Source organism: Foliimonas ilicis (genome assembly GCF_039939195.1).
Classification (GTDB): Bacteria; Pseudomonadota; Alphaproteobacteria; order Rhizobiales; family Rhizobiaceae; genus Foliimonas; species Foliimonas ilicis.
Genome location: NZ_JBDUUH010000020.1, coordinates 14812 through 31134, shown reverse-complemented (window position 1 = coordinate 31134; position 16323 = coordinate 14812). Strand labels below are relative to the sequence as shown.

18 protein-coding genes and 2 pseudogenes are annotated in these 16323 nt (G+C 58.2%); 10 read left to right on the top strand and 10 right to left on the bottom strand.

What is annotated here, in order from left to right:
• Positions 1-111: 111 nt before the first annotated feature.
• Positions 112-522 carry a DeoR/GlpR family DNA-binding transcription regulator gene (locus ABFT80_RS27665; RefSeq protein ID WP_347975167.1) on the top strand — a complete coding sequence of 137 codons (411 nt, stop codon included), beginning with the start codon at positions 112-114 and terminating at the stop codon, positions 520-522.
• Here the strand turns inward: ABFT80_RS27665 and ABFT80_RS27660 are convergent.
• The 3 genes and pseudogenes from ABFT80_RS27660 to ABFT80_RS27650 form a co-directional block, all read right to left on the bottom strand.
• Positions 475-1293 (bottom strand): transglutaminase-like domain-containing protein, encoded by an 819-nt coding sequence (locus ABFT80_RS27660; RefSeq protein ID WP_347975166.1) that lies wholly within the window; start codon positions 1291-1293, stop codon positions 475-477. The two genes, ABFT80_RS27665 and ABFT80_RS27660, sit on opposite strands and share 48 nt — an antisense overlap.
• 385 nt (positions 1294-1678) lie before the next feature.
• Positions 1679-2068: a VOC family protein gene (locus ABFT80_RS27655; RefSeq protein ID WP_347975165.1), complete on the bottom strand. Its 390-nt coding sequence runs from the start codon at positions 2066-2068 to the stop codon at positions 1679-1681.
• 129 nt (positions 2069-2197) lie between these two features.
• A pseudogene (locus tag ABFT80_RS27650) lies at positions 2198-2517 on the bottom strand (ATPase domain-containing protein); the annotation flags it as partial.
• A gap of 377 nt (positions 2518-2894) precedes the next feature.
• Between ABFT80_RS27650 and ABFT80_RS27645 the strand changes: the two are divergent.
• Positions 2895-3266: a hypothetical protein gene (locus ABFT80_RS27645; protein ID WP_347975164.1), complete on the top strand. Its 372-nt coding sequence runs from the start codon at positions 2895-2897 to the stop codon at positions 3264-3266.
• Positions 3267-3796: 530 nt separating this feature from the next.
• A complete protein-coding gene (locus ABFT80_RS27640; protein ID WP_347975163.1) occupies positions 3797-4948 on the top strand; it encodes an amidohydrolase in 1152 nt (383 codons plus the stop codon).
• Positions 4949-5041: 93 nt separating this feature from the next.
• Here the strand turns inward: ABFT80_RS27640 and ABFT80_RS27635 are convergent, their stop codons facing one another.
• Together ABFT80_RS27635 and ABFT80_RS27630 are read right to left on the bottom strand one after the other, a co-directional pair.
• Positions 5042-5374, bottom strand: a complete 333-nt coding sequence (locus ABFT80_RS27635) for an N-6 DNA methylase (RefSeq protein WP_347975162.1) — start codon at positions 5372-5374, stop codon at positions 5042-5044.
• A gap of 23 nt (positions 5375-5397) precedes the next feature.
• Positions 5398-6792, bottom strand: coding sequence for a S8 family serine peptidase (locus ABFT80_RS27630; RefSeq protein ID WP_347975161.1), 1395 nt, complete (start codon positions 6790-6792; stop codon positions 5398-5400).
• An 86-nt stretch (positions 6793-6878) separates the two neighbouring features.
• Here ABFT80_RS27630 and ABFT80_RS27625 point away from each other — a divergent pair, with 86 nt between their 5' ends.
• The 3 genes from ABFT80_RS27625 (at position 6879) to ABFT80_RS27615 (ending at position 9023) form a co-directional block, all read left to right on the top strand.
• On the top strand, positions 6879-7418 hold the full coding sequence (locus ABFT80_RS27625) for an RNA polymerase sigma factor (RefSeq protein WP_347975160.1): 540 nt from the start codon (positions 6879-6881) through the stop codon (positions 7416-7418).
• The gene (locus ABFT80_RS27620; protein ID WP_347975159.1) at positions 7418-8158 is read left to right on the top strand and encodes an anti-sigma factor family protein; all 741 of its coding nucleotides are present in this window, start codon (positions 7418-7420) and stop codon (positions 8156-8158) included. The genes ABFT80_RS27625 and ABFT80_RS27620 overlap by 1 nt, the downstream gene beginning before the upstream one ends.
• A 148-nt stretch (positions 8159-8306) precedes the next feature.
• Positions 8307-9023 (top strand): DUF6065 family protein, encoded by a 717-nt coding sequence (locus ABFT80_RS27615; protein WP_347975158.1) that lies wholly within the window; start codon positions 8307-8309, stop codon positions 9021-9023.
• A 102-nt stretch (positions 9024-9125) separates the two neighbouring features.
• Here ABFT80_RS27615 and ABFT80_RS27610 read toward each other — a convergent pair whose 3' ends face one another.
• Positions 9126-9329, bottom strand: coding sequence for a hypothetical protein (locus ABFT80_RS27610; protein WP_347975157.1), 204 nt, complete (start codon positions 9327-9329; stop codon positions 9126-9128).
• A gap of 5 nt (positions 9330-9334) precedes the next feature.
• Complete coding sequence (locus ABFT80_RS27605; RefSeq protein ID WP_347975156.1) at positions 9335-9565, bottom strand: hypothetical protein; 231 nt, start codon at positions 9563-9565, stop codon at positions 9335-9337.
• Positions 9566-9699: 134 nt separating this feature from the next.
• On the opposite strand from ABFT80_RS27605, the gene ABFT80_RS27600 reads away from it, so the two are divergent.
• The 3 genes from ABFT80_RS27600 to ABFT80_RS27590 all read left to right on the top strand — a co-directional run bounded on the left by ABFT80_RS27600 (position 9700) and on the right by ABFT80_RS27590 (position 12905).
• Positions 9700-11100: an SLC13 family permease gene (locus ABFT80_RS27600; RefSeq protein WP_347975155.1), complete on the top strand. Its 1401-nt coding sequence runs from the start codon at positions 9700-9702 to the stop codon at positions 11098-11100.
• A 137-nt stretch (positions 11101-11237) separates the two neighbouring features.
• Entirely contained in the window at positions 11238-12413 is a 1176-nt protein-coding gene (locus ABFT80_RS27595) for a glycerate kinase family protein (RefSeq protein ID WP_347975154.1), read from the top strand.
• Between the two features lie 222 nt (positions 12414-12635).
• The gene (locus ABFT80_RS27590) at positions 12636-12905 is read left to right on the top strand and encodes a hypothetical protein (RefSeq protein ID WP_347975153.1); all 270 of its coding nucleotides are present in this window, start codon (positions 12636-12638) and stop codon (positions 12903-12905) included.
• 64 nt (positions 12906-12969) lie between these two features.
• Here the strand turns inward: ABFT80_RS27590 and ABFT80_RS27585 are convergent, their stop codons facing one another.
• Together ABFT80_RS27585 and ABFT80_RS27580 are read right to left on the bottom strand one after the other, a co-directional pair.
• Positions 12970-14019: a methyltransferase domain-containing protein gene (locus tag ABFT80_RS27585; RefSeq protein WP_347975152.1), complete on the bottom strand. Its 1050-nt coding sequence runs from the start codon at positions 14017-14019 to the stop codon at positions 12970-12972.
• Between the two features lie 176 nt (positions 14020-14195).
• Complete coding sequence (locus ABFT80_RS27580; RefSeq protein WP_347975151.1) at positions 14196-15254, bottom strand: alpha/beta fold hydrolase; 1059 nt, start codon at positions 15252-15254, stop codon at positions 14196-14198.
• Positions 15255-15539: 285 nt separating this feature from the next.
• Here ABFT80_RS27580 and ABFT80_RS27575 point away from each other — a divergent pair, with 285 nt between their 5' ends.
• On the top strand, positions 15540-15776 hold the full coding sequence (locus ABFT80_RS27575; protein WP_347975150.1) for a glycosyltransferase family protein: 237 nt from the start codon (positions 15540-15542) through the stop codon (positions 15774-15776).
• Positions 15777-15838: 62 nt separating this feature from the next.
• On the opposite strand, the pseudogene ABFT80_RS27570 reads toward ABFT80_RS27575, so the two are convergent.
• Positions 15839-16282 (bottom strand): annotated as a pseudogene (locus tag ABFT80_RS27570) (ATP-grasp domain-containing protein); the annotation flags it as partial.
• Between the last annotated feature and the right edge of the window lie 41 nt (positions 16283-16323).

Genomic DNA, 16323 nt, shown 5'->3' with positions numbered 1-16323 from the left:
GTTAAGTCAGCGGCATGAGTAGGGCCGCTGGCGATGGAAAAGGCGATTAAGATTAATGTCTGCTGACCTCCGGACCAATCCGACGGGTCTTCAAAACGAATAAGAGATCATGTGTGTCACGCTTGGCTCAGAAGATCATGTCTTGGCGGGCAGACAATCAGAGATGCCCAGCGAGTGTACGCTGATGTTTTCGTGCTCGGCACATGCGGTATAGACAGTGAGATCGGCATTACATCTCTGGATGCTGAAGAAGCCGAGCTGAAGCGCTGCATGATTGAGCAAAGCGGTCGAATTGTCGTGCCAGCCACCACGGACAAAATTGGCACGGTCGCGCCTTACAAGGTTGCCGATTGTAGCAAGATCGACGTGCTAGTAGTTCAAACCACGGTCAGCGCATCACTCATTGCACGTTTTGAGGCTGACGGAATGCGCGTGGAAGCTGCATCCTGGGAAATCGGTTCGTACCGCATAATATCAAAGGCCGACTGGGTCCGGCACTTCGTAGGTCCATACCCGGAATGATTTTAGGACATGGGGGCCGAACGAGTTGATAAGTGGAATGTCTGCTGCGTCGCGTCCCCTTGAAATCACGATCCGGCCAATTCGCGGCATGTTATTGCGCGGATCGAAGGTATGCCACTCGCCATCGAGATAAACCTCCATCCACGCGCTGAAATCCATTGGATCGATAACTTGGACGCCGATGTCGCCGAGATGACCGTTGACGTAACGCGCCGGGATGTTGAGGCATCGGCAGAATGTGACTGCGAGATGTGCAAAATCACGGCACACGCCGATACGCTCATTAAAAGCTTCGAATGCCGTTCGCGTCGATCTTGCCTGCATGTAGTCGAACTTGAGGTGGTTGTGAACGAAGTCACAGATCGCCTGCACTCTTCCCCAGCCAGGTGATGTGGTGCCGAACATGTCCCATGCTGTCTGGCTCAAACGATCAGTTTCGCAATAGCGGCTGCCCATAAGATATAATAGGCAATCATCAGGTAGCTCGGGCACCGAGTATTCCCGAGCTTCCGGCACCGCTCGATCCAATTGGCCGCTATCCCTGATCGTGGCATCGCCCCAGATTGAAAGGTCTCCTACGGGTGCGACAAGGCGAAGGCATTTGTTGTCAAAAAGATCGTGGTAATTTGATGTAGATACATTGGGCGTCGTGGCTACGGTTTCCGGAACCACCAAATCTGCGGTGCGATCCTCGTGGATCGATAGCAGGCAGACCAAGGCGGTCGGATATTGACAAGTCAGAGTGATCTCATAGCCGTAACGGATCAGCATTGTTAAACCTTCTTCGGAGCAAATGAAGTGTGGCGGGACTGCAATAATAGCTAACGAACCTGCTGCACACTGGTTCACTTGCCTGCCAGAAGCAACGCTCGCAGCTACGGAAAGACAGACATCATAGGCGCAAGGGACGACGCTCAGGGGCGACGAGCGCGGTAGCGGCGTCAAGAAAAGCGAGCCGATACCGTCGATAGATGCTGGTTATGAATTCAGGTTTCATCGTCCTTATCTTATACGCTCGTCAATCCCGCCCTAAACAACGGCTTTCGAAAATGGCCGCTATTCATAGTAGGAGTCCAGAACGTGCCAGTCTCTTTCTACGCCAAACAGCCACCCAGTCATCATCCGCTGAAATATAGCGCAGTCATTTGCCTTGTCGCTAAAACGGCAGGTTGGGCTGCCAAGCGAGTTCCCAGACATGATTGTCTGGATCGGAGAAATATGCCGACCAGCCGCCCCAGGGAGGCTCCTGCCCAGGCTTTAGTACTCGCGCACCGGCGGTGCGGGCCTCTTCCAGAATGGTGTCAACCTGATCCTTGGAGCCGACATTGTGTGCGAGGGTGATGCCGCGGAACGCGCTGTCGTCAGTTGGCCGTGGCAGGCAAGCGTCGTCCGCCAGCGCATCAATGGGAAAGAGCGCTAGCATCTGATTGGCCTGGAGGCGAAAGAAGGCGATCTTGTCGCCATCAAAAGCGTGCCGCGGCAGTTTCAATCCATCCTCATAAAACCGGATCGATCTGTCGAGATCGGCAACCCCGAGCGTGATCAAGGTTATTCGATTTTCCATGTTCTAGGACCATGTTGGTCGGTTAGCGGTTGGGTCGCTGGTTTTAGGCGACATTGGAATGCGGAGCTTACAAAGCGAGCCGAAGCCCCTTCGACGCGAGACTTCGGGGCTGAAAAGGTATAGTCCTTGCGCCGTTCGCATACAGCGATCCCAATCATGCCCTTCCTTCTGGTAACCATCGCTTATCAGTACGCCGCGCATCTTGCTGACCTCGATGCGCCGGCGCACCGCCCCGTAATCCTGGAGCGACATTTCAACACGGATCACGCCATGCGAGATTCCTTCGACTTCCTCGCTGTTGTTGCTTTCCCTGTATTATCGAGAAGCAGGGCGACCATGTTTCGCTTGCCCAGGACAGCCTTGAGCCCGATCAGTCCACGCCGGAAACGAGGGGTGTCGCAGGTGATAAGCTGGATTTCAATGAGCGAATCGTCCTCACCGGTTGCACCACCGACGATCAAAGCATTGACAACAGACCCCAATATGACGGGAACGGCAATCCCAACTTCGAAATGCGCGACCGCTATTATATAGGCTGTCACGGAATAGGGTGTAAAGTCGACGCTCTTGATGACGACAATGGGGATCAAAGCATCGGTGACTGGCCGCAATTGACAAAGACGGCAATCCCAACTTCGATACGCAAGGCAACTACCAAGGCTGTCACGGTGTCAGCTGCGAGGTCGATAACCCCGATGACGACGACTCGTAAACGCCCAATAAGGAGAATAACCAAATCATGGTTGTATTTAACAGTGTAGCCCGGCGACGGACAACAATAGGTCTGGGCGGTCTTGCGGGACTGGGGATGATGCTCGCGCCCGCTTTCGCTGCGATCAAGGCTTGCGAGGGCGTGCAGGTTGAGCTGACGAAAGCCCACGAGCAGGCATATGCTCCCTTGGTCGCCGCGGCGGTAGAGAACAAGGTCAAGCCGGCGCAGGTAGAGTTCCAAGCTATTATGGAAAGTGGCGACTGGAGCGCTGCCTATGTCTCGATACCCATCGCCGAGGACGGCGTGATGTTCTTCCAGGCAGTCCACGGAAAGAAGCAGTATCGTGATGTTTGGGGCGGCTACGCCGAGCCGTCGGAAAAACCCGAACTGGTACGCTGGGCCAGGAAGCTCGGTGCACCTGAAAAGCTCGCCAGGTGTTTTGCCGAAACAGTCGCGGGCGATGATTGACCGACAGGAACATGCGCAGATGATTGCTGTTAGATCTTTTCCGGCTTTGAGACGCCATGGGGGCGGGAGCTCTGGCTTGAGCAATGGCAATTACGATCTATTTGGAGGGTAGGGCCAAGGGCTTGCGAGTTCTAGCGCATGGAGCTCCTTCGACGTGATGGAAACGCAGTACTCTCCAAGGTTACCCGGCTCAGAGAGCGGTTCCTCGGGCAGGGCAGGCCGCCCTTAAGAGCAGGGGACGATCCGTGACGTTTCAAACGCGTGCGGGTTGTTCAGTACGCGTACTCGGCACATGTTAGGTACCGCCCGATTGTTCCAGGCTTTGTGCAAGCGATTTTCTACCTTGGGCACGATGTCGGATTTTGCAACGCTATAGGATTCAGATACCGATGATCATCACGGGCGGTGCGAAGCCCATAGATCGCTTTGCCATCGACGCTATCCCTGAAACGGCGATAGGTTGGAGGTTCCAGCGATGGCCATGAAAATCGCGCATGTTATAAAGATTGTTGCACGCCCGGAGATATAACGTGACCCTGACCAATCAAGATGTTGTCGAGCTTACGGCATGGCGGCGCAAGCTTCATCAGCATCCAGAGATTTCAAATGAAGAAGAGGTTACAGCGAGCGAAGTCGTCGACTTCCTCGCGGATACAGGAGCTGACCAAGTTCTGACTGGACTGGGCGGGCACGGTGTTGCAGTAATCTACGATAGCGGCAAGACGGGGCCGACGGTTATGTTCCGGTCGGAACTTGATGCGCTGCCGATCCACGAACTTTCGGACGTGCCGCACTCCTCACTCGTGCCGGGCAAGTCGCATATGTGTGGCCATGAAGGGCACACCGCGATCCTTGCCGCGCTTGGCCGGCAGCTTGGGCGTAAGAGGCCCGCGCGAGGCCGCGTCGTATTGATGTTTCAGCCAGCGGAAGAAACTGGCAACGGCGCAGCTGGTGTCGTAGCGGATCCGCGCTTCGGCGAGATCGCACCAGATTTTGCTTTCTCATTACATAATCTGCCAGGCGTGCCATTCGGCGAGGTGCGCCTCAAAACTGGCGTGGTGAACTGTGCTTCACGCGGCATGCGCATCGTTTTGAACGGAAAGACCGCGCATTCGTCCATGCCGGAAACTGGTATATCGCCAATGTTGGCAGTGAGCCGGTTGATGCCAATGCTAACTGAACTTGGGAATGGAACGTTTGCCAACGACGATTTCGGCATGGTCACCGTTACCCATGTCACGATGGGCGAAGCTGTCTTCGGCATTGCACCCGGCGTTGCGGAGGTCTGGGCGACACTGCGTACCCGGCGCGACGACCACATGGCAAATTTATGCGCCTCAGCCGAAGCACTGGTCACACAGATTGCCACCGACCATCGTCTTTCACCCCAATACGACTATCATGAGATCTTTGTTGCCAGCGTCAACCAACCGGAAGCCGTGAAGCATCTTCGACGAGCTCTCGATGAAGAGGGCATCCTGCACAGCGAAGACAATTTGCCGATGCGCGCTTCAGAAGACTTTGGCGTATTCGGTCACAACGCAGCATCAGCGATGTTTTTTCTGGGTGCAGGGGAGCGACACCCCGCGTTGCACAATCCAGATTATGATTTTCCGGACGATCTAATCCCGATTGGATCGAGGGTATTCATGCGCACAATGCGCAATCTTTTAGGCGGTTAAAGCCGCCACGGTCTAACAGTAAGACTTGGCAAGTCGTTTTCCTCGCCCACGGCAGTGCTAATGTAGCGAAAGATGTTGAGGTTGTAGCCCTCCTCAGCGATGCGCTCCATGCTTCACGAGCTTGGAATAGCGGACCTCCTCTTTGCAGAACTGGTATATCTCGATGATCTTCTCGATATGCTCGTCCGTGGGCTGGTTCTGGCGTTTGCCCTTCGCAAAGTGCTCCGCTGCGTTGATGAGGAGCACGTCATCCGGTTTCTTACATTTCTTCAGCACAAGAATGCAGGCCGGCATGCCGGTCGAATAGAACAGGTTCGCGGGAAGGCCGATGACCGTGTCGATGTGACTGTCCTTCAAGGGCTTCGTGCGGATGCGTTCCTCCGCCCCGCCTCTGAACAGCAAGCCGTGCGGCAGGATAACGGCCATCAGCATCCCTTAGTACGGAATCTCTATATTTGTTGGCAGAGTTTGCGCGCATTGAGAAGCCCCCATCCGTAGATTGGGTCCCTGCCGGGCTTGCCGATGTCGTCTGCGGATTTCATCAGTTCCGCCTCTACCTCGGCCAACGAAAGGCCTGGCCTGGCGGCAAGCAGGATCGAGACTGCGGCGGTCACAAAGGGGGCGGCGAAAGAAGTGCCGCTTTTCTGTCTGGCGCCAGAGATCGAGGCCGCAGTCCACACGCCGACGCCTGGTGCTGCGATATCGATGTGGTCGCCCTGCACCGCGCGGCGATAGGGGTTGCGAGCCTTGTCGACCGCCGTAACGGCAATCACATCCTGGTAGGCTGCTGGATAGACTGGCTTGGCATTCGGCCCGTCATTGCCAGCCGCCGCGATGAGGATCGTTCCGCGGCTGACGGCTGCCCGCACGGCCCGCTCCAACACCTGGTTTTCCGGCCCGGTCAGGCTTAGGTTAACGACCTTGATGTCCCGTCCGATCAGTAGGTCGAGCGCACGCACGAGATCGTAGACATTGGCAATGTCGGTGGACTTGCGAAAGCGCTGAAAGGCATCGACAGCGACAAGTTCAGTGCCTGGCAGCAGGCCCGGCACGCGGCTGTCCGGCGCGCCGACCAGAAGGGCGGCGACCGCCGTACCGTGCTGCTCGCCGGAAGGTGCGTCTATTCCTTCACCAAGATCCAGAACCTCCAGCCGGGCATTCGCCAGAACCGCATGCTCGGCATTGATCGCCGTGTCGATGAGGCCGATGCGCTGCGGCTTCAGGCAGGCTATGTGACCGGCATCGCCGTTCGGCCAGCCGACCATATGGCGCAACAGCGCGCAGTCTTCACGCATGCAAGTGGATTTTTCTGCGGCCTGCGGCTGGTAAAAATGGTTAAAGTCCACTGTCGCCGAAGCACGGATGGTCGAGACGGCAGCGCGTGCCGCATCGAGTGTCATGCCCGGGGGAACGGTGAGGCGAACCATTTCGCCGCCGATGAGCGCTATCTCGATCCGATCGTCGATGACGAAACCGTCCTGTGTCAGTTCGGTAATGGCATTGTCGTCGAGACCCGTCGCGACAATCTCGTTCGGCGCGCGGTCGGGCACCGCGACAGCACGACGGGCAGGCGCACGCCGCACCTCGCGCGATGGCCGGCGGAACAGCGAGCGCAGGGTCCCGCCGATATTGGGACGCCACTCGCCTCCGCGACCGCCGCGCTCGCTACGGCTGCCGCCATCGTCATCCCCATCATCGCCCCCGCCATCGTCATCGTCGGCGAATGCCACAGCAATGCCAGGCGCAAAACCCGTTTGCGGGGCAGGCAGCGCGATCACCCCGGCTATCGTCATGGCCATGAATAGGGAAAGGCGCCCGGATACTGCTGCAAGGTGGCTCGGCATAGTCAGTCTCCATTGGGATCTGTGGATCGTAGCATTGAGATACGTTTGACTCGACAGCTTATTCCATGGCGTGCCAAAGAAATCGGATGACGAATGACATGCCGACGGTGCCGGAACGGCTGGTGGCCTTTCTGCCGAACCTCAGACGCTTCGCGATCTCGCTTTGCCGGTCCCGGGAGCTGGCCGACGATCTGGTGCAGGCGGCCTGCGAACGCGCCATTCTCGCCGCCGACAGTTTTGCGCCAGACACCCGGTTCGATGCCTGGATGTTCCGCATCCTGCGCAATCTTTGGATTGACCACCTGCGCCGGTTGAAGACGGCGGGTCCGCATGACAATATCGATGAGGCGCATAACGTCTCCATTCCCTCCGGTGAGGCAGCCGCTCATGCCCGGATGGATCTTGCCGAGGTCACGGCCGCCCTCCAGAAGCTACCGGACGAGCAGCGCGAAGTGCTGGTGCTGGTCTGTGTCGAGGAGTTCAGCTATCGCGATGCGGCCGAGATTCTCGCGATTCCGATAGGGACCGTGATGAGCCGCCTCGCTCGGGCGAGAAAAAATCTGATTGAGCTGACGGGAATAACTTTTGGCGAGAAGCGTTCGTCCGATGTGAAAGGCAGCGTTTAATGAGCAAAGACGATTTCGACGACGAGACATTGATGGCGTTTGCCGATGGCGAGCTGGATGAGGCGCGGAGCCTCGCGTTGGAAGAGGCGCTCGCGACCAATGAAGCGTTGGCCGAACGGCTTGCCGTCTTCCTCGACAGCCGTCGGCTGGTCGGCGATGCGCTGAAACCGCTGATCGACGAGCCGGTGCCGGAGGCGTTGCTTGCTTCGGTTCGGAAGATGGCGGAGGATGCGCAGCGCCAGGGGGCGATCGCACAGGACAACGTTGTGCCCTTCCGCCCGCAGCAAACAGTGATACGTCCGACGGCGGGAAGCTGGCTCATGCCGGTGGCGGCAAGTCTCGTAGCGGTGCTGACAGGAGCCGCCGGCTTTGCATTGGGTCGCATGGAACCGTCTGCGACGGATTCCAGCGCAGAGATCGCTGCTGCCCTCAACCGCGAAGCGTCCGGCCAGGACGTAGCGCTCGCAAACTCGCGCGCGGTGCTGCATGTCGTAGCCTCATTCCGCGATGAACGGGGCGAACTCTGCCGCGAATACGAGCTGAAGCAACCTGCAAGCAGCACGCTGACCGTCGCCTGCCGCCAGGACGGTACCTGGACAACGCGGCTGGCGCTGACGACGCCGCAGGCCGAGGGCTACGTGCCTGCCTCCTCGCAAGAGACGATTGATGCCTATCTTACGTCGATTCAAGCCGGCGCTCCGCTTTCGGCCGAAGAAGAGCGCAAGGCGCTCGACCGTTAGTCCCGCTTGCAGAACTGGTGAATAAGAGCCGGTCCCGGCTCTGCGGGTTGCCTGACCGGCATTCGCACCCTGCCGAATTTTTTCGGTCACCGGGAATAGATTTCGTCCATCGCCGTTCTTCTTGCATCGATTGATGAGGAGAACAGCTATGGCACTCACCCTTCTGAAAAAACCGCAGCCTCGGTTGACCTTTCTCTGCCGCAAGGAGGACGAGGGTGTGATCCCTGCTCCCGTACGCGCCAAGACGGCGCTTCCCGACTGGTTTCGAAAGCTGCCGGCCATTGACGAGGCCCAGATATCGCCCAATAACAGCGGTCTTACGGTAAAACGCTGCATGCCCTTCCTCGATGCCATGGCTACGGGCTGGGTGATCGGGCTTGCAGCAAGCGTGCGAATGGAAATCTCCGACGGCGGCAAGACAGTCGATTGCGGTTGGGACTTCGACCGTACGCTTGTAAGCAACCATGCCAGTCATCAGGTCGCTGGCAATCCGCGGGAGCCACTGCCGCCGTGCAAATTCCACAATTACTGGACCATCAGCACTCCGCCCGGCTGGAGCTGCCTCTTCGTGCCGCCATTGAACCAGCCGAACGGCGTCTTCGAGGTGGTCGCTGGCGTGGTCGATACCGATACCTACCAGTCGGAAATCCACTTCCCCTTCTTCGCAATCGGCGAAGACGGCCTGCATATGCTGGAACGCGGCACGCCGATCGTCCAGGTTATCCCCTTCCGTCGCGATGCATCCGATCTCGACGCGGACATCCGCGCCGAAAATCCGGCGGAAGGCGGCGTTCGTCAGACGATCCTGCGCAAGACGCTTGCATCAGACGGCTGGTATCGCCGCTTCGCCCGCGCCCGGCGATAGTTTTTCGAGCCGGATCGACTTTTTTAGGCGTCGCTGCCACTACAGCGGCGGCGATCTCATATGGGGTGTTAATTTCACCTATCCTATTGAAAATATTTTATTTTAGTTGGAATATTCATCATCTGCCGCCGTTTCTCCATCGCAGCCAACGAGGCTGTCACCCAAAGGAGAAACGTCATGAAGAAGTTCATCGCAATCCTGGGCGCGGTTCTGGTGGTCGGTGCCGCAGCACCCACGCCAGCCGTCGCCGACGACCCGGTTCGCAGCTTCCTGCAGAAAATGACGCGCGCCAACAAGGCGGGCCAAGCGCGCTATAGCCGCGACCGGGATGACAACGACCGGCGCGGCGTCTCGAGCTCGAACCGCAATTCCAACAGCTCGTCCAATTCCTCGCGGAATTCCAAATCGAACTCTAACTCGAATTCGAGTTCCAACAGCAATTCCAATTCGTCGAGCAACTCCAATTCGAACAGCTCGTCAAACTCTTCGAGCAACTCAAACTCCAATTCCTCTTCCAATTCCTCGTCGAATTCTTCGTCCAATTCCTCGTCCGACGACGATTGAGCCGCAGCCCGAAAAACACGAAAGGAGGCCGATCTTGGCCATTTATGCAATCGTCCCTCCCGGACCCCACGCCGACCGGCGTGGGGATCCGTCCGCAACTTTGGAGCGCACCGTGCCACTTGCCCAAGTCAAGCAGATCGTCGCGACGATCGTGCTCGCCTTCAGCGCCATGCTGATCTTCCTGGCGATCGACGGTCTTACTATGAACATGCGGCTGACGCTCGCCATCTTCGTCGCAACGATCACCGCCTGGACTATCCTCGATCTGCCGGATACGCCCGTGGCGCTTGCGGCAGCCGCCCTCCTGCCGGTTTTCGGCGCCATCGACGAGGAGATGCTCTACCGCTCGCTCGGCAATGATATTGTGTGGCTGATGCTGGCGGCCTTCATTGTTGCCGGCGTGCTGCGGCAGGTCGGCGTGATCGAACAGATCATCCACCGGCTTCTTGCCCGTCTCGCAACCGTTAAAGGTTTGTTCTGGACGTTAACGCTTCTGATCTTCGCCACTGCCTTCATAATCCCCTCCACCTCGGCGCGCGCTGCCATGCTGGCTCCGGTCTATCTTGGCCTTGCAGCCGCTATCGGTAATGCGCGGGTCAATCGGGCGCTGGCGCTGCTTTTCCCATCAGTCATCCTGCTCTCAGCCGGGGCGTCGCTGATCGGCGCCGGCGCTCATCTCGTCGCGGCCGGCATGATGGAGCGCATGCGTGGGCACAGCCCCGATTTCATGGGTTGGATCGCGCTTGCCGGCCCATTCTCGCTGCTGTGCTCACTGCTCGCCTGCGCCGTGTTGCTGCGCCTTTTTCTCACCCGTGATGAGCGGTCGATGGCGATCACAAAACGCAACAGCAATGCCACTCCGGCCCCGCTGACACGCCAGCAATGGACCGTGCTTGCTGTGACCGGCGCGATGATCCTGCTCTTCGCGATGCAGCCTCTGCATGGCATCGGTATGCCGGTGATCGGTCTCGGCGCCGCTCTGCTGCTGGCCAACGAACGGGTCTCCGGCCTGTCGCTGAAGGCTGCACTCAAGGCCGTGGAATGGAACCTTTTGCTTTTCCTTGCTGGTACGCTCGTCATCGGTGAGGCGCTGCTTCAGACCGGCACAGCGCAGGTGCTGGCCGAACGGGTGATCGGCCTTGCAGGTAATAATATCGCGGCCTGGCCCGCGCTCGTCATCGGCTTCGCCGCCCTCGTGGCAACGCTCTCGCACCTTGTCATCACCTCGCGCACTGCGCGGGCGACGGTTCTCATTCCCGCCCTTGTCCTGCCGCTGGCGGCCCTCGGCGTTAACCCGCTCAATTTGGTGATGGTCGTCACATTGGCGAGTGGCTTCTGCCAGACGCTGATAGTGTCTGCCAAGCCGGTAGCGCTATTTGGCGCGATGGACCCGCCGCCTTTCGGACAGACCGACCTGTTTCGGCTTGCCGGCGTGCTGGTCGTGCCCTTCATCGCGCTGCTCATCCTTTTTGCTACGTTCGTCTGGCCGCTGCAGGGCCTACCCGTGCGCTGAACAGCCTGACAGACGGAGAAAAGGCCGCCATGTGCGGCCTTTTTTTATTTAATCGGCTAAATTTTTGTCCTGCCGGAATAGATGCCGTTCTGTCCCGTTCTTCGCACAGCATTGTAATAGTAAAAAGGAACGTCCCCATGTCATTCACGGTTCTCGCCGCTCCCTCCGGTTTCAAGGAAAGTCTGTCAGCCGATCAGGCCGCGGATTGCATCGAAAGCGGCGTCAAACGGGCCTTTCCCGACGCCATTGTCCTGAAGGCGCCGATGGTCGATGGCGGGGAGGGTTTTACCAACGCGCTCGTCAAGGCGACCGGCGGCACACTGCATAATCTAACAGTGACTGGCCCCATCGGTGACCCGGTCGAGTCGCATTTCGGCTTCCTTGGCGGTTGCGGCGAGCCGACCGCCGTTATCGAGATGGCCGCAGCCGCAGGCCTCAGTCTCGTACCGCGCGCTGGGCGCAACCCCTGCCTGACAACGAGTTATGGCGTGGGCGAACTGGTTGGTGCTGCACTTGACCGAGGCGCGCGCCGCATTCTTCTAGGCTGCGGCGACAGCGGCATCAACGATGGCGGCGCCGGGATGGCCGAAGCGCTCGGTATCCATTTTCTTGATGAGGAAGGCGGCCGACTGCCCCGCGGCGGGGCATCGCTCGCCCGTCTCGCGATCATCGACATGTCCGGCCGCGATCCGCGTCTTGACGACGTTTGCATCGACGCCGCGGTCAACTGGCACAATGTGCTTCTTGGCGAGCGCGGCGTCGCTCGCATTTTCGGGCCACAGAAGGGTGCCACGCCGGCTCAGGTGGAGCTGCTCGCCACTGCCATGGACACCTACGCTGCAGCAATCCTGCGCACGACGGGTCTCGATGTCGGCATGGCGCCCGGTTCCGGCGCATCCGGCGGGCTTGGTGCCGCAATCCTCGGCCTTATCGGCGGCAAACTTCATCCGCGCTACGAAATCATCATGCAATATCTGGAGCTCGACCGATTTATCGCGCAGGCCGATCTTGTCATCACCGCGGAAGGCAGCCTCGACGGCCAGACACCCTTCGGCAAAGTGCCGGCTGAAGTGGCACAGCGAGCAAAACGCGCAGGTATTCCGGTCATCGCGCTCGCCGGTACCATCGGCAAGGGTGTGCGGCTCAATTTCGAACACGGCATCGATGCGTTCGCCTCGATCCTCACCCGGCCTTGTTCCCTGGAAGATGCCATTTCTTCCGCACCAAAGCTGCTTTCCCGCGCAGCGGAAGACGCAGCACGGATGGTCATGGTGGGTATGAACCTACAGCACCGGCTTGACGCTGCCGCATGATAGCCGGTGAGGCGTCCACGCAGATATGGTTTGGGGCGAATGTACGGAGGAAACGGTGCGCCGCCTGTGAAATACCTCAACAATCTTGTCGAAGCCGATTACTGTAAACTCGGACGGCTGAACAGCAGACCCTTGGCTTCAAGTCGGTGAACGCGCTAAGCAAGGGGCAACTGGCACTCTGGTAACGCGAGGCGTCGTCAGGGGAGAGATGCGTTCTTTGTGGTGAGTATGTGGATCAGGGAGTCAACGTCTGCCTATTCGTGGGCGAAGCGGATACGGCAGGGCTATGGCTACATGTGGTGGACGCTTCCCGAGGACACTTGGGGTCCGAATGCCTTTTACGCTTCTGGCTACGGTGGGCAGATTATCGCTATCGTGCCGTCGAAGCGTCTCGTCGTGGTGCAGACCGTAGATTTGAACCAAAACCCGAACGGGGTTCGCACCAGCGCATTCATCGATCTGCTGAAAGAGATCGCTCTCGCTTCACCGTGAAGAGTGTAGTGCTGCACCCCTAAGCGCTCGCTTTTAGATTCAACGCGTGCGCCGCTATCAATTTTCACGTTGCTTCAAGCACCATGTTGAGAGGTGTCTCGGCGACTCTGCGAATTTTGGAGAAGCCGCCAGATCGGATCACCTCGGCCAGCTTTTTCTCGCCTGCCTGAGCGCCAAGTGCCAGCCCGACTTCCTGCGCCAGCGACGTTGGCACGCAGATCATCGTCGAAGCCGAATAATAGAGCCGTCCGACTGGATTTATGTTGTCTTCCAGCGTGTCTCCGGCCATCGGCTCGACCACCATCCACGTGCCACCAGGCCTCAGTGCCTTCCTGATATGCGATGCCGCGGCTTCGGGATCTCCCATGTCGTGCAGGCAGTCGAAGCATGTGATCAGGTCGAACTCACATCCTGCAAAATCTTGCGCCTTGCCGACTTCAAAGCTCACATTTGTCAAATCATGTGCTTTGGCATGCGCGGTGGCCGCGGCAATCGAGGCCGGATGGAAGTCGTATCCAGTGAAACGCGACTTCGGAAACGCCTTCGCCATGATGATCGTTGAAAGGCCATGTCCGCAACCGACGTCGGCGACCCTTGCGCCCGTCTTCAATCTTTCGGTTACTCCGTCGAGCGCAGGTAGCCAGTCCTGTACCAGTGCATTGACATAGCCGGGTTTGAACATTCGCGCGACCGCGCAGAACATGCAGCCGGCTTGGTCGCCCCAGGCTACTCCCTTGCCACTCTTGAACGATGACTGGACTTTCCGCTGGTTCTCTAACATGGCTGCAGCAGTGTCAAAGGCACCAATCAGATTGACCGGGCTGTCGGGTTCGACAAAAATCATGGCTTGTTCGGGCGTCAGCGAGAACCGGCCGCCGTCATGGTGGACGTATCCAGATGCTGTCTGCGCGGCAAGCCACTCGCGTACATAACGAGGCGCGCAGTCAGCAGAGGCAGCGACATCTTCTGCGCTCGCAGGCCCAATCCGCTTGAGGGCGGCGTACAGACCTAAAGAATCTCCGATCCGCACCAATGGCACGCTTACCGCGCCTCCAAGATCTCCAAGCACGCGACCCACGAGTTCATTCAGCTTAGTCTCGTTTACCTGTGTCATGTTGGTTCCTCCCTGTTTCCCAGAGCCAGCGGCCGCCCCGCAGGTTGGAGGATATGTTCCGTCGCGCTGACGCGAATGAGGCGGCTGTCCTTCGCGGGCAATGAAATAGGCATCAGGAACGGGACAGAAGTCCCAACTCGTGCTGGACGCGACGTCGGGCACGTAGCGCTCACTCGCTATTTGGAAAGCATCAAGACTATCGCTTGCGAACGGTTGTGCACGCCAAGCTTGCTGAAGATGGCGGATAGCTGGTTCCGTATGGTTTTCACGCTCTTGCCCAGGCGTTCAGCAATCGCACGGTTTTCGAGCCCCTCCGCAACTAAACCGAGTATGGCTGCCTCGGCCGGTGTCAGTTTGGCCTCGCAAATTCCGCGTGGCTGCTTTGGTGCATCTTGTCCAAGGAAGGCAGAAAGCTCGGACTGGAACACATCCCAGGCTGGCTCGCCCGGCAGGAGGACATGGTTCTTGCTTTCGAGCGGCACGAAGCGTGCGTCCGCGATTGCGGCTGCAAGCCTGCAGCCTTCGTCAAACGGCACGCGCATGTCGCCTCGGCTGTGTGCGATCAGCGTCGGGACGCGGAGTTTGGAGGCTATATCGAGCACGTCTATCCCCTGCATCTGCCAAAGCAATTGCGAAGCAACATCGGCACTTGCAGTCACCCGCTCGAGATCACCCCACCAGCGATGCTGCTCCGGTGTCCCGTCCGGGATAAAAAGATTAGTGAAAAACCGACAGAACGCCGGATTTTCCCGTCCCCATCCTATACGTATAAAGTTGACAAGCATTTCGGCTTCCAACCGCTCGTCATCCGTTTTCGCGCGAGCCCGCCCACCACGTCCATAGGCGTTCAGAAGCACCAGATGCGATACCCGTTCCGGGTGTCTCAGGGCGTATGAAATAGCCAGTGCGCCGCCCTGCGAAAGTCCCAGGAGAACGAAGCGCTCCTCTTCGATCGATGCGGCAACGGCATCCATGTCCGTGTGCCAAGCTTCAACGGACAGGTCGGCAACGTACCGGTCGGAAAGGCCGCAGCCGCGTGGATCGTATCGAACGAAACGATTATGGGCCGAAAGCGCATGCAGCCAAGGTCGCCACACGGGACTTTCAAGGTCGTAGTCGACATGGCTCAACCAATGCGCTGCCCGCAAGATCGTCGGTCCGTCGCCGCAGGAAGCGACCGCAATGCGGGTGCCGTCCGCGGAGTTACAGAACCGTATGCTCTGCCTGAGTTTCATCGGCTATAGTCGCTGCAGGATACCATGAAAAACCGGCCTTATTACCGGATTGGTTTCGACGGTTCGCGAGAGATATTCTACCACAGGGACAATGATGGAAGAAGCTTTTAATGGAAATAGTGATTGCGCGCTGCCTTCGGAAGTTCGAACGTCTGACATCCGACGCCACCGAGTTCCAGGACATCTGCGCGACTGATAAATTGCAGCAATTCCAGTCTGCGGCTCGACCCTTCAGTGACTGACACGCTACCTCATCATTTGCTTATGCTGGAAGAGGTCCGGCAAATGGCCAGCAATTTCGACGTGCCGCATTTCCACACCGACCTGATCCATTTTCAGATGGTGCGCTCTCTGGACAAGCCAACGATCATGACACGGCACGGACGACTGGATTTGCTCGATCTGGCTTGTTTTTACCGTGAATTTGACGATGAACCCTTGGTTTCCGTTTCGGATTCCCAGCGCCAGCCAATGCCGCCTATCGATTGGATGGAAGGCCGTCGCGCTTCAATTCATTTGTGAACCGGAGCGATGTCCTTCAGCGCCTTAATTCAGACAATGTGACAACACCCGAGCGCGCCTCGTCAGAGCGTTGCCAGACGCGCATTCGTTAACGCGCGACCATATGACGAGCGGATTCGTAGTTTTTCTTCGAGAGATAGGATGACGGCTTCCGCGAAATTCACGCCATACATTTTCGTCAATCTACCCAGGCCCCCTGGTGTATAGACATTTATCTCCAGCAATTTGTCACCGACGATGTCGAGCCCGACCAGAAACATCCCTGTCTCGAGTAGCTTGGGACGGACTGTCGCCGCCACGGACAGCATCGAGTCCGTAACTTTTACTTTTCGGGCTGTGCCAGATGCGTGAATGTTGGAGCGAATATCTCCCTTCGCCGGTACTCGCTTGAGAGCAGCATATTTGCCACCGCTTATGAGGGGTTCTCCATTCATGAGGAAAAGTCGCACGTCGCCGGATTTAGCCTCTGTTAGATAGGCTTGGGTGATGAGGTATCCTTTGGCACTCGTCAAAAATCGCATGCTGTAGATACATGTCAGCATGCGTG

What these genes read in the sequence shown, in the direction of transcription:
- ABFT80_RS27660 (WP_347975166.1), bottom strand. Translation starts at nt 1,293, where the DNA reads ATGCTGATCCGTTACGGCTATGAGATCACTCTGACTTGTCAATATCCG.
- ABFT80_RS27580 (WP_347975151.1), bottom strand. Translation starts at nt 15,254, where the DNA reads ATGAAACTCAGGCAGAGCATACGGTTCTGTAACTCCGCGGACGGCACC.
- ABFT80_RS27630 (WP_347975161.1), bottom strand. Translation starts at nt 6,792, where the DNA reads ATGCCGAGCCACCTTGCAGCAGTATCCGGGCGCCTTTCCCTATTCATG.
- ABFT80_RS27595 (WP_347975154.1), top strand. Translation starts at nt 11,238, where the DNA reads ATGTCATTCACGGTTCTCGCCGCTCCCTCCGGTTTCAAGGAAAGTCTG.
- ABFT80_RS27620 (WP_347975159.1), top strand. Translation starts at nt 7,418, where the DNA reads ATGAGCAAAGACGATTTCGACGACGAGACATTGATGGCGTTTGCCGAT.
- ABFT80_RS27585 (WP_347975152.1), bottom strand. Translation starts at nt 14,019, where the DNA reads ATGACACAGGTAAACGAGACTAAGCTGAATGAACTCGTGGGTCGCGTG.
- ABFT80_RS27575 (WP_347975150.1), top strand. Translation starts at nt 15,540, where the DNA reads ATGGCCAGCAATTTCGACGTGCCGCATTTCCACACCGACCTGATCCAT.
- ABFT80_RS27635 (WP_347975162.1), bottom strand. Translation starts at nt 5,374, where the DNA reads ATGGCCGTTATCCTGCCGCACGGCTTGCTGTTCAGAGGCGGGGCGGAG.
- ABFT80_RS27625 (WP_347975160.1), top strand. Translation starts at nt 6,879, where the DNA reads ATGACGAATGACATGCCGACGGTGCCGGAACGGCTGGTGGCCTTTCTG.
- ABFT80_RS27645 (WP_347975164.1), top strand. Translation starts at nt 2,895, where the DNA reads ATGATGCTCGCGCCCGCTTTCGCTGCGATCAAGGCTTGCGAGGGCGTG.
- ABFT80_RS27615 (WP_347975158.1), top strand. Translation starts at nt 8,307, where the DNA reads ATGGCACTCACCCTTCTGAAAAAACCGCAGCCTCGGTTGACCTTTCTC.